The following is a 14,666-nucleotide window of genomic DNA, read 5'->3' as shown; positions in this document are numbered from 1 at the left end:
GTTTATTTTAATGTTTTAGAGCACAAAAATAGGGATTTATTTTCAATATGTATATAAGGTATGATAATAATTTCCTATCACCAACTATTAAAGAGTGCTACATAAAGCGAAAAAACCGGCTGTCCGCAAACTTACGAAACAGCCGGGAACAAATTACTTATCCTGAGACGTTTTCAACGATTCTTCAATAATCTTCTCGTTTTCTTCCGCCTTTTCAATCGTTTCGTCCAATTTTGTCATGTCATGAGCCGTGTAATCATCGGACAAGATCGGATGCGGCGTCAGCATTTCATCCTCCAGTTCGGAACTTTCGTCCCACAAAGTGTTCATTATTCCAGCCATAATCATCTGTGTTTTATTTGTTAATAACGGAGATAGAACAAGCTGGAAGGCCAAATTGTTGAATCCCGAACACCCAAGTCTTTCTTTTCATACTATATATCAGAAACGCGGTTCTATAATCCACATTCAATATTGGCAATACTATGAGCCGTAAATGAATTTTATATGGAAAAATGCAAAAGATACCGACACCTTACCGACACTATCTGAAACCGAACCTCTGACAACTGGTAAATTAAGCCGTTTCATGCCATCAACTAAGTCAAAACACCCCAAGAACTAACTAATTACATATAGCAAAGTATCTGTTGGTAGTCACTATCTATTGTCTATACGTAGTACTACCTATAGACGATATGTAGTACTACGTATTCGTGATAGGTAGTACTACATATGAATAATATGATGTATGTCTTGGATTAGTTTACTATGACTTTCGAAATAGTTTATGCCATGTTACGGTTCAAACCATCCAATATGATTAATCCTTACCCTAAAGAATGATGCCCAACAAGATTAAATATGCAACTGCAATCCCAAAGAAACTGGATGCACCTTCGGGCCTTTGTCCTTCTCAAACAGGCCGAAAGGAGAATATTTGGCATAGAAACCGATGCAACCGACACCTGCCTGAAAAAGAAAATCCATTGTTACAGGACGAAGGTTCATGCCACGGTCCATCTTTTTCTTACGTTTTTCGCCATCCGCATCATGATAGACGATTTTGGAAGAAGAAATAGTTTTGACCACACCTACCACCCCACCTGAGATAAAGAAACGCGGAGCCTTGCGACGATGTTTAGGCGACTGCCATTCAAGCAGGACCGGAATCGTCAAGCTGGTGATATTCAACTTGCTGGCATTATAAACGATGCCTTCGGGAGCAGGAACCAACTGCGTCACACCGTCCACTTCCTGAAAATGAGCATTCATATCCAGCCGATAACGGCTCCAGCGCATACCGGCCCCGGTCACGACCGCCCATCTATAACGGGAGAAGGGGAAACTGAACTCCATAAAATTCAAATTATATTCCAACGAATTACCGCTACGAAGCGAAACACCGTCTACGTCGTTGATCCCGTCACTACCGGAGAAGTTGGCGAAGCCCATGCCGAAGCCTGCCCAGTGCGGATCAAAATCTTTGTCCCAAGAAGGGATCGGGATATTGATCGACTTGATATGTTTGCGCCGTTCGTAACTCTGTCCGTCCCGGTAATGCCCCTCGAAGATCATTTCACGGTCTATCGAATCGCCTTCTTCGGTCAGTTCATACACTTTCACTTTCATCCGTTCGCCGTTGTCCTTCACTACGATACGTTTGTTTTCCAACCGGATGACCGTATCGGCCGGCATCGGTTCAACATCTGCAGCCAGCAATCCGATGGCAGGAAAGCATGCGGCTATGATCAGTAAAAATCTTTTCATATCTTTTCTTGTTTATCTGTTTATAAATCTTTTTTGGTAAATAAAAGGGTGATCAGGTCGTCGCTGTCCAATTCTCCTTCGATATAGACCAATGTGATCGTCCCTTTGGAGTTGACTTTGAACAGGACAAAACGATTCACGTCCGGGTCTTTGCCCGGAAGCTGGTAATAAGCGGAGACCACTCCCCCGTCGTCGGTCACCTCCTTGATCTTGCGTGCTCCCCGCTGATCGGCTTCCAGACATTGGCGGGTAAAGCGAAGAGCTTCCGGATCGTCCTTGATCGTGATGCTCTTATAACGCGTCATACCGTATGTTTCCAGCATTTCATTGGAAAGCTCCACCATCGTGACATTCCTCTTTTTACCGTAACGGGTAAAGACATCCTGTATCTTCAGGTCTTTCTGCGCTTCGGCAGCTCCCACACCGGTCGGCAACAGCATCAAAGCAGCCAACATTATTAATAGCCTATACCTCAACTGTTTCATCTTGATATTCTTTTATTCGTCTTCACTAAAAAGACTACCTAATTCTTTTAACTGGTTATCTATTATTCGGCGGTCTGCCTCATCCTTATCCATCTCCGGGAAGTAATCATCGGCAGGAGTGGCCACTTCCTGCAACGCTTCGATCGCCAATGAACGAACTTTATGGATATCGGTATAGCAACGGCCGTTTATCACGACATAGCTGTCGGAACAGAAACAGGGATCAGCGGGATACAGCAGGCGGGTAACTCCCAACAGAGCCAGTACACAAGCTGCCACGCCGGAAAAGAGGTAAAGGGCTGCACGCTTCCGGTTCGCAGAGCGGAACGGAACGGATACCGGTTCGGGTCCCAAATCCGGTTCGCCAACTTGCGCTTCCGCATCACGTTCTATTTCTTCGTCGAAATAAGCGAACAGAGGAGCATAGACAGCCAGATGCTCCGGCACCTCTCCCGAAGCGAAAAAGGCACGGATCTGCTTTTCTTCCGCGGCAGAAGTCTCACCTTCGAAATACCGTTCCAGCAACTCCTCTATCATATGTAGATTCCTCTTTCCCATAAATCACAAATTATAAATCATAACTCCTTCATTAACTGTTCCCGTATCTTTTTCCGGGCTCTCGAAAGATTCACCCGAACCGCTTCGACCTGAGTGCCTGTGATCTCCGCTATCTCCGCCAATTCATATCCTTCGACATCTTTCATCCGGATAATGGTTTGCTGTAGCGAAGGCAGCTTACTTATCAGCCAACGGATACGGGCAACCGTATCGTGCTGCTCCAATTCTTCCGCCGGGTTCCTTGTTCCCGAATCAAGAGAAAGCAAGGCTATATCCGTCCCTTCCGGCCGATGCTGTTTCAGTTTGTCCAGCGCCAGGTTCTTGACCACTTGTACAGCCAGCGCCTCGACACTGTTATAACCATCCAGCTTCTCGCGAATCTGCCACAATTTCAGAAAAGTCTCCTGCACGATGTCTTCTGCATCCGACCTGTCCTCCATCATCCGCCAGGAAATATTGATCAACTTCTCCCGAAGCGGCAGCACGGTTATTTTAAACGTTTCGAGTTCCATTTCTACTATTATGACGACAAAGAAACGAAAACATAACATGAGAAAAACGAAAAAAATAAAAAAGGCATATTATTATCGTGGCGGACAACCATGAAGACAAAAGAATTGTTTCTTTCGAGACAGAGTTCGATCGGGAACTCGCCACGAATAGTAACAATAAAAAACAACAAGTCATGAAAACTAAATTATCCGTCTTGCTATTGTACTTATGCAGCCTCACACTGTTCGCCGCATGCAGCAACAACCGGCAAAAACAAAAAACACCTGCCGAAAACGTCGCAACTCCTATCCGGAACTTCTTGAAACAGAAGTATCCGGCCGCAACGATCCTGAAATCCGAAAAAGAGACTAACGGGACGGAAGTGGATATACAAGAAAAGAGTCTGCACAAAGAAGTATGGTTCGACACGAAGGAGCAATGGGTCTCCACACATTGGGAAATCAGCGCCCGCGACGTTCCTGCCGCCATTATGGATGCGTTGCAAAACTCCGCCTACAACCAATATAAAATAGAAGACATCACGGCAATCGAACGGCCGGACGGCCTGTTCTACGATTTTGAACTGAAACAAGACAACAATGAGATACATATCATACTCGACTCCGAAGCGAAGATCGTAATCAAAAGTTCGACCATTGCTCCGGGATACGACTGGTAGATTTATATCCACCCCTTTTATTTAAAGTGGAACTTTTCCCAGGTATAAACCTTTGGAGTGTTCTTCAGGAAAGGTTCCACCTGCTTGCGTTCGGTTTTCGTCAAATATTGGGGGGTCGTGTATTCGACCGTCAACGTCTGGTCGTCGGGGCTAAGCGAATATTTCCGTAAGTCCACGTCCAGACGAGCAGTTGCTTCGATAAAGGCGGTGCGGTTCTTGTCGGCATCGTCTTTAATAAACCATTCTACCGGAACCGGAGTATACAAATCAGCAGAGTCCAACGGCTTCCAGTCTGTCGTGAAAAACTCGACCTGGCTGTCGGGAACAGGACCGTATACGGTCGTGATCATACAAACGACATAGGTATCATTGACCAGAGGCAAGAGCTTCATCTCTACCGTGCTGCGCTCCGTCACCTGCAACAACAGGTAATCGTCCGTCAGCTTCTTCAAGGTGGAAAAGCCGTTCATGGTGTTTTTCAGCTTCGCTTCCTTTCCTGAATTATACAAATCTATCAAATCCTTACGCCAGGCATTTTCCAGCTGGGGTACATATTGGTCAGGCATGGCGACAAAGACCGCATCCATCTCCTGCGCCTTCATCCCCCACACAAATACACAAAGCAGTATAGAAAGAAATAATCGTTTCATATCTTAATCTACAATTTTCATCTACAAAAGTAATAGAATATGCCTTAGCGCGTACCGAGATACAGGAATATCATTCCTAATAATACTAAAAACAGGTCGATTGCCTTGCTTTTCAAGTTCTTTTCATGGAAGAACAAAGCACCGGCAAGGAAGGTAACCAGGACATTACTACGGCGGACCATCGAGACGATAGAGATCATCGAACCGGGAAAAGTCAAGGCATAAAAGTAAATCCAGTCCGCCACGCAGAGGAAGACGGATATAAAGATAATGTTCCAGTGCCAGACAAAAGGTGTCGTGCTTTTCCGGCGCGGATACCAAAGAAACAGGAGGATCGGCAACATCATAAGGCACTGGTAGACATTGAACCAGACCTGCACCGTCATCACATCCAGACTTCCCATCAGGTGTTTGTCATACAAGCCGCTCGCCGCTCCGGTAAGGATAGACAAGACGGTAAAGAAGATCCATTTATTATGCGTAAAACGGATTCCCTCTTTTTTCCCGGATGAGGAAAGGAGGTAGAAAGAGGCAATGGAAAGAATCACCCCGATCCATTGGTACAGGTTCAGTCGTTCACCAAAGACAAGCATGGCTCCCACCAGCGTCACGACTGGCTGCGTCGCTTTGATAGGCCCGGTAATGGTCAGCGGTAAATGCTTCAAGGCAAAATAGCCGAATATCCACGATGACAAGACGATCACGGCCTTTATAAACACTGCCACATGTGTCTCTAAGGAGACACGCGGCACATACAACATCGTCCCGTCGAGCACATCCGTAAAAAACGAAAGAAAAATGAAAGGGACAAAGATAAGACTGCTTATCAATGTATTGAAAAACAAAACCGGAATAACGGCATTACCATCTAGCGAAATTTTTTTGTTTACTTCATAACAACCTAAAAGGAAGGCGGAGATGAAGGCTAATCCGAGCCACATAACAGTTGAAAGTTGAAAGTTTCTGAATAATATTTTTTAGACCGGAAAAACACAACAGTCAACAGCCGACTGCCAACTGAAAAAGTTCTTCGGGATAAGTAACGTCGACCAGATAGAGAGCGTATCCGGGAGCGGAAGTCCCGGCACGTCCACGGTCTTTGGCTTCGATCACCTGGCGGAAACCGTCGACCGTCAGTTTTCCTCTGCCCACTTCGAGTAAAGTACCGACAATGGCACGCACCATATTGCGCAGGAAACGGTCCGCCTGTATGGTAAAAACCCATACATCGCCTTCCCTCTCCCAACCAGCCTTATAGATGCGACAGTTGTTCGTCTTCACGTCCGTATGCAGCTTGCTGAAACTGGTGAAATCTATGTAGTCAAACAGAACTGGGCAAGCCTTATTCATCGCTTCGAAATCGAGTTTTCCCGGAATCTTATAGACCAACTCGTAATTGAACGGATCTTTCCGCGTCGTGACATAATATTTATAGGTACGCGAAATAGCATCAAACCGGGCATGCGCATCGGGACGTACAGGTACAATACGGTAGACCGCGATATCTTTGGGAAGCAAACGGTTCAGCTTCTCCGCTAAGAAAGCGAGGTCAGCAATCGGTTCCTGCCAGTCGAAATGAGCCACCATCAGGCGGGCATGCACACCAGCATCCGTCCGCCCCGCTCCCACGATCGGAACCGGTTGGCGCAACAACGTAGCCAAAGCTTCCTCGATAGATTGCTGCACAGTGATTCCATTCGGCTGTATCTGCCAGCCACAAAACTTTTTACCGTTATAACCTAAATATATAAAGTATCTGTTCACGTCCGGATATCCTTGCTTATGTTTGATTTCGGCTGCAAAGGTAACAGAAATCTCGCCAAGGGATTGTCTATACAGGCAGAAAAGTGTAATTTTGCAAACATAAATCTTCACAACAAAACTATTTGACATGCTTGAAACATTGCTTCAATCGTCTTATTTTGCCTTGTTCCTGATTATCGCCTTAGGATTCATATTGGGCAGAATACAGATCAAAGGCCTCTCTCTCGACGTATCAGCCGTTATCTTTATCGCTCTCCTATTCGGGCACTTCGGAGTAATCATTCCTAAGGAACTGGGAAATTTCGGTTTGGTATTGTTCATTTTCACCATCGGCATACAAGCGGGTCCGGGATTCTTCGACTCCTTCCGTTCGAAAGGGAAAACATTGATCATACTAACGATTCTGATTGTCGGATCTGCCAGCCTTACCGGTTTGATACTTAAATATGTGGTCGGAATCGATACGCCGAGCCTCGTCGGACTGATCGCTGGGGCGCTGACCAGTACGCCAGGTCTTGCCGTCGCGATCGACAGCACGCACTCCTCCTCCGCTTCCATCGCCTATGGCATCGCCTATCCGTTCGGAGTGATCGGTGTGATACTTTTTATAAAATTATTGCCGAAATTGTTGCGCAAAGACCTTATCGCCGAAGCCAAGGCACTCGAAGTACAGCGAAAAGGGAAATATCCCCCGTTGCATACGGCGACTTTCCGTATCACCCACGCCAATATATTCGGAAAAACACTGGCCCAGTTACAACTTCGTTCCATGACGGGAGCCGTCATTTCCCGTATAAAACATAAAGACCGGACAAGCATACCGGTAGCGCAAACCATCTTGCATGAAGGAGATATGATCAAGGCTGTCGGTAACGACAAGTCTTTGGAACAACTAGCACTTCTTGTCGGTGAACGTGTAGAGAACGACCTTCCTTTTGGCAGCACTCAGGAATTGCAATCTCTATTGGTGACGAACAAGAACGTCATTAATAAAAGTTTAGGATACCTGAATCTGCAACGCACGTTCAATTGTACCGTTACTCGTGTACGCCGAAGCGGTATCGACCTCTCACCCGAACCGGAATTAATGTTGAAATTCGGCGACAAGTTAATGGTTGCTGGAGAAAAAGAAGACATAAAGGAATTGGGACAGGTGTTCGGTAATGACGAGAAAAAACTTTCCGACACGGACTTTTTCCCGATTGCAGCCGGTATTGTCCTCGGAGTATTGTTCGGAAAACTGAACATTTCGTTTTCGGACTCCTTCTCTTTCTCACCCGGACTGACAGGTGGCATCCTGATTGTCGCACTTATCCTGAGTGCAATTGGCAAAACGGGACCGATCATCTGGTCCATGTCAGGTTCCGCCAACCAGTTACTCCGTCAGATCGGCCTACTTCTGTTCCTCGCCGAGGTCGGAACATCCGCCGGTGTCAACCTGGTATCGACATTCCAAGAAAGCGGCTGGACATTATTCGGAATCGGTATGGCAATCACAATAGTACCGATGATCGTGGCTGTCTTGTTCGGCTATTTCGTATTCAAAATCCACATCTTAGACTTGATCGGGACGATCGCAGGAGGAATGACCAGTACGCCAGGACTTGCCGCCGCCGATTCGATGAGCGACAGTTCTGCTCCCAGCATCGCCTATGCGACGGTCTATCCAATTGCGATGGTGTTCCTGATTCTTTTTATCCAGTTCATCGCCGCATTGATTGTATAAGGATTATGAGGGTCGCAACCTCATAATCCGTATCAAAAACATTGCCAATTATAATATTTTCTATATATTTGTGACTATTAACAATATCACAAATCGCCATGCAAACAAACCAACAGTTTGACCTCGCCTTCAACTTGCTGCAGAACACCGGAACCAACCTCTTTCTGACAGGAAAAGCCGGAACGGGCAAAACTACCTTTTTAAAAAGGCTTAAAGAGGTTTCACCTAAACGAATGATCGTTGTTGCACCGACAGGAGTAGCTGCTATCAATGCTGGAGGCGTCACTATCCACTCCTTTTTCCAATTGCCGTTCGGGCCTTACATTCCGTCTTCACCGGAATACCGGGGAGGCAAAACAGATTTCAAGAACCAATTCCGCAAGGACAAAATCAATATTATTCGCAGTATGGACTTGCTGGTGATCGATGAGGTCAGCATGGTGCGCGCAGACTTGCTGGACGCTATCAGCGACGTCCTGCGTCGTTATAAAGATCACAGTAAACCTTTCGGAGGTGTCCAGTTATTGCTCATAGGAGACTTACAACAATTAGCTCCTGTCGCCAAAGATGATGAATGGAATCTGCTGAAAGAGCACTATCCGTCCACCTTCTTTTTCGACAGCAAGGCACTGTTGGAAAGCAATTATTTCTGTATTGAGCTGACACATGTCTACCGCCAAAGCGACACAAATTTCATCAACCTGTTGAATAATATCCGTGAGAACCGCTTCGACGACAAGACCTTGCAACGTCTGAACCAGCGGTACATCCCCAACTTCAGACCGGACGAACAATCGGGTTATATCACACTCACGACACATAACTACCAGGCACAGCAGATCAACAACCGAAAACTGGCGGAACTTCCCGGACAGCCTTACACTTTTTCAGCTGAGATCAATAACGACTTTCCCGAATATTCTTATCCGACCGACGACAAGTTAATCTTGAAATGCGGCGCGCAAGTCATGTTCGTCAAAAACGATTCGTCTTCCGAAAAACGATATTATAACGGGAAGATCGGAAAGATCGTATTTATCAACCCCAACAAGATAACCGTAGTCGACCGAGAAGGAAACGAGATCGTCGTCGAAAAGGAAATCTGGAACAATGTGAAATACACGATTGATCCCGAAACAAAGGAAATCACCGAAACCATTACCGGCACCTTCAGTCAATATCCGTTAAAAACAGCTTGGGCGATCACCATACACAAGAGCCAGGGATTGACTTTCGAGCATGCCATCATTGATGCTTCTGCCGCTTTTTCGCACGGACAGGTATATGTCGCACTCAGCCGTTGCAAAACGTTGGAAGGTCTTGTGTTGAGCAGTCAGATCACCCGCAACGCCATGATCAATGATTACCGGATACAGGAATTCACTTCATCGGTCGACAGTCGCCAGCCGCGTGAAGAGCAAATGCAGGCCGCACAGCAACTTTATTTCACGGAACTGATATGTGAACTGTTTGACTTCAACAATCTTCAGCAGCGCATACAATATGCCGCCTTTGTCGTGTACGGGAATCTGCAAAAATTATATCCGGAACTGAGCGTGCAGTATTCCAACACACGCGACGCATTCCGTTCCACGGTCACAGATGTCGGAGAACGATTCATCCAGCAATTGAAACGGCTGATAACAGGCAATACCGATTATCTGAAAGACGAAACGATCCAAGAGCGTGTCCGGAAAGGCGTGGCTTACTTTCTGGAGCAAATAGATCGCCTTTGCACCCCATTGCAGGAAGCATCGAATGTGGAAATAGACAATAAAGAAACACGCAAAACAATCAAGAATGCGTTAGACAAGTGGAACGAAGACCTTCGTATCAAACTGTCAACCTTGCAAGGTTGTCAAGATGGATTCACAATTTCCGGCTATCTGTCGGCTAAGGCCAAAGCAAGCATCGAACAACCGTCTGTTCCGATCACACGCAAACGTTCCGAAAAATCATCAGAGCCGGCTAAACTGGAAATATCGACAGACATCAAACATCCAGAACTATATGCCAACCTGAAACGCTGGCGCTATGAGGTAGCAACCGAAAAAGGACTTCCAACTTATACCATCCTGCAACAAAAGGCCCTGATCGGGGTAGCCAACACCTTACCCGCCAGCGGACGTGATCTCCTCAAAATCCCCGGTATCGGGAAAAAGATCGTCGAAAACTATGGCGCAAAGCTACTGGAAATCGTAGACGACTACAGGCAAGGGCTATAACGTGCCAATGCACCAATATACTAATGATATGAGCATTTTCCCATTGGCATATTGGCACATTATTTATTTTTTCAACTCGAACCCCATCATCATCCCATCATACTGGCTCGCCAACTTATTGAGTGCTTGTAAGGTCGTATTTTTAGAGACAGCAGACAGTTTTGTCAGGAAATCCAGTAATTTATCGGCATTGAAGAGCAAAGAAAGTTGGTCATTGGTGACAACGACATAAGCCGTCATCGTCGTCAACTTCGATTTCCCGATCTTGCCATAGTGCAGTTCCATCGTCTTATCGTCCGCATTAAAAGAATAAGTACCCTTCAAAGTACAGCCTTTCAGGACACTGGTGAATGTGCTGTCGGTATTAAACGTATAATTGAATGCCCCTTCGATGATTCCGATTTTCGCACAATAATCCTTCAGCTTCTTTTCCATCTCCGAAGAGGCCACACTTGCCGCCACATTCTTCAAAGCATTATCGCCTTCCAACTGGATGGCAGGATTCACATACGTCCACGTACCGGCTAATTTTTCCACTGTCAGCTTTTTTCCTCCGGTCACAGTAGTCACGGCGTCTTTTACGGCAGCAGAATTCAAAATGTCTTTAATTGATTGTCCATACGCCGAATCCGATACAGACAATATACCACAAACGGCCATCCCCAAAATCCAATTTTTTTTCATTTTTATCTATTCTTACTCATGTTTATACGTTACAAAAACACAAATAAAAAGGGGTACCGACAAGCACCCCTTCATATATCGTTCTGTAAAAAAAGATTAGAGTTTATCGTTAGAACCGAGTACGTTGATAATTTTGTGCTTATATAGCTTTTCCATATTATCACGAGCCGGGCCCAGATATTTACGTGGGTCGAATTCGGCCGGTTTTTCTGCGAATACCTTACGTACGGCAGCAGTCATAGCCAGACGAGAATCCGAATCGATGTTGATCTTGCAAACAGCCGACTTGGCTGCTTTACGCAATTCTTCTTCCGGAATACCAATAGCAGCTTTCAATGCACCACCGTATTTGTTGATAGTTTCAACTTCTTCTTCAGGAACAGATGAAGATCCGTGAAGAACGATAGGGAATCCTGGGAGTTTTTCCATTACAGCATCCAATACATTGAAAGCCAATGGAGGAGGCACCATCTTGCCAGTCTTAGGATCAATATGGCACTGTTCCGGAGTAAACTTGTATGCACCATGAGAAGTACCGATAGAGATAGCCAAAGAATCACAACCTGTACGGTGAGCGAAATCGATAACTTCTTCAGGATCGGTATAAGTGTGGTGGTCAGAAGAAACTTCATCTTCAACACCTGCCAATACCCCTAATTCACCTTCTACAGTTACATCGAACTGATGAGCATAATCAACAACTTTCTTAGTCAGGGCAACGTTTTCTTCATAAGGAAGATGAGAACCATCGATCATAACAGAAGAGAATCCTGAATCGATACAGCTTTTGCAAGTTTCGAACGTATCACCGTGATCCAAGTGCAGAACGATCTGAGGATTCGGACAGCCTAATTCCTTAGCATATTCAACAGCTCCCTGAGCCATGTAGCGCAACAGAGTTGCATTTGCATATTGGCGAGCACCCTTAGAAACCTGCAGGATTACCGGAGACTTTGTTTCAACAGCAGCCTTGATAATGGCCTGCATCTGTTCCATGTTGTTAAAGTTGAAAGCCGGAATTGCGTATCCGCCTTTGATGGCTTTTGCGAACATTTCTCTTGTGTTCACCAAACCTAAATCTTTGTAATTTACCATTGTTGTATATGTTATTACGTTAATGATTAAAAATCTTCCACAAAGATAATAACTATCCGAGAACATTATGCTTTTAAGCATATAAAATAACACAAAAGTAGGTCTGATTGAAAAAATAATCCAAAATTCTTTGTTTGTTCAACTCTAATCCATACCTTTGCAACCCAAAATACCGGTTACCAAACTCAAGTATAAGAGAATATAAATTAAAAAAATAAGATAACAAAGCAATGAAAAAAGGAATTCATCCTGACAACTATCGTCCTGTAGTATTCAAGGACATGTCAAACGAGGACGTATTTATCACTCGTTCAACTATCAATGCAAAAGAAACAATTGAGATTGACGGTGTTACTTATCCGTTGGTAAAGATCGAAATCTCAAGCTCTTCTCACCCGTTCTATACAGGTAAGGCCAAATTGGTCGATACTGCCGGACGTGTTGATAAGTTCATGAGCCGCTATGGTAACCGTAACAAGAAATAAAACCAATTGATAATTGGTTTAGATAACAAATAGAGAAAGGCTGTTCTGATAAGGACGGTCTTTCTTTTTTATCAGGAGACTCCCATTAAAGAAAGCAACTTCCTTTTTTATTTACAAAAGATATTCTTATTTTTGTGCGTAACTGATAATTGGAGTGAATCTATACCCTTATTTCATTGTCAATTGTCAATTATCAATTATATCAATTAAATAATGCCATGGCAAAAACGAAAGAACAATTACTAAACATCCTGGATCAGTTCCAGCTCACAGAAAAGGTAGTTTCCGCCGAACCATTCGGAAACGGACACATTAACGATACGCTGAAAGTAACAAACGAAAAAGGCGAAATCAAATACGTGCTGCAACGCATCAACCACCTGATCTTCACAAATGTGGATATGTTGCAGAACAATATCCAGATTGTTACTTCGCATATCCGTAAGAAACTGGAAGAAAAAGGTGAAAATGATATTGACCGCAAAGTCTTGACTTTCCTTCCGACAAAAGATAACAAACTGTATTATTTCGACGGAGACAACTATTGGCGTGTTTGCCTGTTCATCCCAAACAGCAAAAGCTACGAAGAGGTCACCCCGGAACTGTCTTACGAAGCAGGCAAGGCTTTCGGCGACTTCCAATCCATGCTGGCCGACATTCCGGAAGGCACACTGGGTGAAACCATCCCGAACTTCCATAATATGGAATTTCGTCTGGAGCAGTTCCACGATGCAGTAAAGAATAATGCAGCCGGCCGTCTGGACGAAGTGAAAGACTTGATCGAGGAAATTGAAAAACGCGCCGAAGCTATGTGTATCCAAGAACGTCTTTATCGCGAAGGCAAACTAAAAAAACGCACGAACCATTGCGACACAAAGGTCAACAATATGATGTTCGATACCGAAACCGACAAGGTCTTGTGCGTGATCGACCTCGACACGGTCATGCCGGGCTTCGTCCTTTCTGATATCGGCGACTTCATTCGCACAGGAGCCAATACTGGTGCCGAAGATGACGCAAACCTGGACAATGTCAATGTCAACATAGATATCTTTAAAGCTTACACACGCGGCTATATGGAGAAAGCCAAATCATTCCTGACTCCGATGGAAATCAAACTGCTCCCGTACGGCGGCCGCTTACTGACTTACATGCAGACAGTCCGTTTCCTAACCGATTACATCAACGGTGACACATACTACAAGATACACAGTCCGAAGCACAACCTGATCCGCACGAAGGCTCAGTTCAAATTGCTCCAAAGCCTCGAAGCACATGCAGACGAGATGGATGCATTCATGAGCGAATGGCTGTAAGAACAGTGTAATAACTCTATTGGCGGTTGGCAACCAGGTAGTAAAATAATTACTGCGCGGTTGCCAACTGTCTTTTACCAGTTTTGCGTATCTTTGTGATTGACAGACAATGCCAAAGTAACATCATGACAAATATATTAAATAAAATAAACTCTTTGTTTCCTATCTCCGACGATACCGTTCAAGTATTGAAAGAGAACGTAACTTGCTGCCGCTTCCCTAAAAAGTATCAGCTGATAAAAGCAGACACATATTGCAAATCCGCCTTTTTCATCGAGAAGGGAATAACACGTTCCTTCTGGCTAGTAGACGGAGAGGAGGTTACGACATCGTTTGCCGGAGAAGGAAGCATTGTGTTCAGTATGGATGAACTGTATTACGGAAAGATAAGTGAAGAATACGTTGAAACGCTGGAAGAGGTGGAAGCCTACCGGATATCGCGGGCTACTCTGACACATCTTTTTGAAACTAACATCGAACTGTGCAACTGGGGAAGAATCATTCATCAAAACGAATACAGGCGTTTGCATCGCAGCCACAAAGACCATTTGACCTTGTCGGCAAGGGAACGATACGAAGCGTTCAAGGAACAATTTCCGGACGCATATCGGCGAGTGAACTTAGGATATATAGCTTCCTACCTGGGTATCAGACTTTCTACACTCAGCAGGCTCCGGGCAAACGGATAATCGAATTTGACATAGGACAAATTTTTTATCCCCAAAAACGAATACTTT

16 protein-coding genes are annotated in these 14,666 nt (G+C 44.9%); 6 read left to right on the top strand and 10 right to left on the bottom strand.

The window, feature by feature from the left end; all coding sequences use genetic code 11:
* Positions 1-153: 153 nt before the first annotated feature.
* The 5 genes from KTG12_RS15425 to KTG12_RS15405 all read right to left on the bottom strand — a co-directional run bounded on the left by KTG12_RS15425 (position 154) and on the right by KTG12_RS15405 (position 3,325).
* Complete coding sequence (locus KTG12_RS15425) at positions 154-342, bottom strand: hypothetical protein (RefSeq protein ID WP_005651262.1); 189 nt, start codon at positions 340-342, stop codon at positions 154-156.
* Between the two features lie 516 nt (positions 343-858).
* Positions 859-1,770: an outer membrane beta-barrel protein gene (locus KTG12_RS15420; protein WP_005640992.1), complete on the bottom strand. Its 912-nt coding sequence runs from the start codon at positions 1,768-1,770 to the stop codon at positions 859-861.
* 20 nt (positions 1,771-1,790) lie between these two features.
* Complete coding sequence (locus KTG12_RS15415) at positions 1,791-2,255, bottom strand: hypothetical protein (protein ID WP_005640994.1); 465 nt, start codon at positions 2,253-2,255, stop codon at positions 1,791-1,793.
* A 12-nt stretch (positions 2,256-2,267) separates the two neighbouring features.
* Positions 2,268-2,813 (bottom strand): hypothetical protein, encoded by a 546-nt coding sequence (locus KTG12_RS15410; protein WP_022322279.1) that lies wholly within the window; start codon positions 2,811-2,813, stop codon positions 2,268-2,270.
* Between the two features lie 17 nt (positions 2,814-2,830).
* Positions 2,831-3,325 carry an RNA polymerase sigma factor gene (locus tag KTG12_RS15405; protein WP_022322280.1) on the bottom strand — a complete coding sequence of 165 codons (495 nt, stop codon included), beginning with the start codon at positions 3,323-3,325 and terminating at the stop codon, positions 2,831-2,833.
* Positions 3,326-3,498: 173 nt separating this feature from the next.
* On the opposite strand from KTG12_RS15405, the gene KTG12_RS15400 reads away from it, so the two are divergent.
* Positions 3,499-3,984, top strand: coding sequence for a PepSY-like domain-containing protein (locus tag KTG12_RS15400; protein ID WP_138272965.1), 486 nt, complete (start codon positions 3,499-3,501; stop codon positions 3,982-3,984).
* 17 nt (positions 3,985-4,001) lie between these two features.
* Here KTG12_RS15400 and KTG12_RS15395 read toward each other — a convergent pair whose 3' ends face one another.
* Genes KTG12_RS15395 through truA form a run of 3 tightly spaced genes read right to left on the bottom strand, consistent with a single transcriptional unit; the run spans position 4,002 to position 6,398 of the window.
* Positions 4,002-4,634, bottom strand: a complete 633-nt coding sequence (locus KTG12_RS15395) for a DUF3256 family protein (RefSeq protein WP_022322282.1) — start codon at positions 4,632-4,634, stop codon at positions 4,002-4,004.
* Positions 4,635-4,678: 44 nt separating this feature from the next.
* The gene (locus tag KTG12_RS15390; protein ID WP_005641003.1) at positions 4,679-5,575 is read right to left on the bottom strand and encodes a DMT family transporter; all 897 of its coding nucleotides are present in this window, start codon (positions 5,573-5,575) and stop codon (positions 4,679-4,681) included.
* 58 nt (positions 5,576-5,633) lie between these two features.
* On the bottom strand, positions 5,634-6,398 hold the full coding sequence (gene truA, locus KTG12_RS15385) for a tRNA pseudouridine(38-40) synthase TruA (protein WP_046451952.1): 765 nt from the start codon (positions 6,396-6,398) through the stop codon (positions 5,634-5,636).
* A gap of 127 nt (positions 6,399-6,525) precedes the next feature.
* Between truA and KTG12_RS15380 the strand changes: the two genes are divergently transcribed.
* Positions 6,526-8,124 carry an aspartate:alanine exchanger family transporter gene (locus KTG12_RS15380; RefSeq protein WP_046451886.1) on the top strand — a complete coding sequence of 533 codons (1,599 nt, stop codon included), beginning with the start codon at positions 6,526-6,528 and terminating at the stop codon, positions 8,122-8,124.
* Positions 8,125-8,222: 98 nt separating this feature from the next.
* Positions 8,223-10,349 (top strand): HRDC domain-containing protein, encoded by a 2,127-nt coding sequence (locus tag KTG12_RS15375; RefSeq protein WP_022322285.1) that lies wholly within the window; start codon positions 8,223-8,225, stop codon positions 10,347-10,349.
* Between the two features lie 63 nt (positions 10,350-10,412).
* Here the strand turns inward: KTG12_RS15375 and KTG12_RS15370 are convergent, their stop codons facing one another.
* Together KTG12_RS15370 and KTG12_RS15365 are read right to left on the bottom strand one after the other, a co-directional pair.
* Positions 10,413-11,033, bottom strand: a complete 621-nt coding sequence (locus KTG12_RS15370) for a DUF4923 family protein (RefSeq protein WP_022322286.1) — start codon at positions 11,031-11,033, stop codon at positions 10,413-10,415.
* A 96-nt stretch (positions 11,034-11,129) separates the two neighbouring features.
* Entirely contained in the window at positions 11,130-12,128 is a 999-nt protein-coding gene (locus KTG12_RS15365; protein WP_005641014.1) for a class II fructose-bisphosphate aldolase, read from the bottom strand.
* Positions 12,129-12,358: 230 nt separating this feature from the next.
* On the opposite strand from KTG12_RS15365, the gene KTG12_RS15360 reads away from it, so the two are divergent.
* The 3 genes from KTG12_RS15360 (at position 12,359) to KTG12_RS15350 (ending at position 14,618) form a co-directional block, all read left to right on the top strand.
* Positions 12,359-12,613 (top strand): type B 50S ribosomal protein L31, encoded by a 255-nt coding sequence (locus KTG12_RS15360; protein ID WP_005641016.1) that lies wholly within the window; start codon positions 12,359-12,361, stop codon positions 12,611-12,613.
* 218 nt (positions 12,614-12,831) lie between these two features.
* A complete protein-coding gene (locus KTG12_RS15355) occupies positions 12,832-13,929 on the top strand; it encodes a phosphotransferase enzyme family protein (protein ID WP_022322287.1) in 1,098 nt (365 codons plus the stop codon).
* A gap of 125 nt (positions 13,930-14,054) precedes the next feature.
* Complete coding sequence (locus tag KTG12_RS15350) at positions 14,055-14,618, top strand: Crp/Fnr family transcriptional regulator (RefSeq protein ID WP_022322288.1); 564 nt, start codon at positions 14,055-14,057, stop codon at positions 14,616-14,618.
* The last annotated feature ends 48 nt before the right edge of the window (positions 14,619-14,666 follow it).

This window comes from Parabacteroides sp. MSK.9.14, from assembly GCF_019041495.1.
Classification (GTDB): Bacteria; Bacteroidota; Bacteroidia; order Bacteroidales; family Tannerellaceae; genus Parabacteroides; species Parabacteroides merdae.
Note: the sequence above shows the minus strand (reverse complement) of the source record. Positions and strands in the feature narration are given on the sequence as shown.

What these genes read in the sequence shown, in the direction of transcription:
- KTG12_RS15425 (WP_005651262.1), bottom strand. Translation starts at nt 342, where the DNA reads ATGGCTGGAATAATGAACACTTTGTGGGACGAAAGTTCCGAACTGGAG.
- KTG12_RS15420 (WP_005640992.1), bottom strand. Translation starts at nt 1,770, where the DNA reads ATGAAAAGATTTTTACTGATCATAGCCGCATGCTTTCCTGCCATCGGA.
- KTG12_RS15415 (WP_005640994.1), bottom strand. Translation starts at nt 2,255, where the DNA reads ATGAAACAGTTGAGGTATAGGCTATTAATAATGTTGGCTGCTTTGATG.
- KTG12_RS15410 (WP_022322279.1), bottom strand. Translation starts at nt 2,813, where the DNA reads ATGGGAAAGAGGAATCTACATATGATAGAGGAGTTGCTGGAACGGTAT.
- KTG12_RS15405 (WP_022322280.1), bottom strand. Translation starts at nt 3,325, where the DNA reads ATGGAACTCGAAACGTTTAAAATAACCGTGCTGCCGCTTCGGGAGAAG.
- KTG12_RS15400 (WP_138272965.1), top strand. Translation starts at nt 3,499, where the DNA reads ATGAAAACTAAATTATCCGTCTTGCTATTGTACTTATGCAGCCTCACA.
- KTG12_RS15395 (WP_022322282.1), bottom strand. Translation starts at nt 4,634, where the DNA reads ATGAAACGATTATTTCTTTCTATACTGCTTTGTGTATTTGTGTGGGGG.
- KTG12_RS15390 (WP_005641003.1), bottom strand. Translation starts at nt 5,575, where the DNA reads ATGTGGCTCGGATTAGCCTTCATCTCCGCCTTCCTTTTAGGTTGTTAT.
- KTG12_RS15380 (WP_046451886.1), top strand. Translation starts at nt 6,526, where the DNA reads ATGCTTGAAACATTGCTTCAATCGTCTTATTTTGCCTTGTTCCTGATT.
- KTG12_RS15375 (WP_022322285.1), top strand. Translation starts at nt 8,223, where the DNA reads ATGCAAACAAACCAACAGTTTGACCTCGCCTTCAACTTGCTGCAGAAC.
- KTG12_RS15370 (WP_022322286.1), bottom strand. Translation starts at nt 11,033, where the DNA reads ATGAAAAAAAATTGGATTTTGGGGATGGCCGTTTGTGGTATATTGTCT.
- KTG12_RS15365 (WP_005641014.1), bottom strand. Translation starts at nt 12,128, where the DNA reads ATGGTAAATTACAAAGATTTAGGTTTGGTGAACACAAGAGAAATGTTC.
- KTG12_RS15360 (WP_005641016.1), top strand. Translation starts at nt 12,359, where the DNA reads ATGAAAAAAGGAATTCATCCTGACAACTATCGTCCTGTAGTATTCAAG.
- KTG12_RS15355 (WP_022322287.1), top strand. Translation starts at nt 12,832, where the DNA reads ATGGCAAAAACGAAAGAACAATTACTAAACATCCTGGATCAGTTCCAG.
- KTG12_RS15350 (WP_022322288.1), top strand. Translation starts at nt 14,055, where the DNA reads ATGACAAATATATTAAATAAAATAAACTCTTTGTTTCCTATCTCCGAC.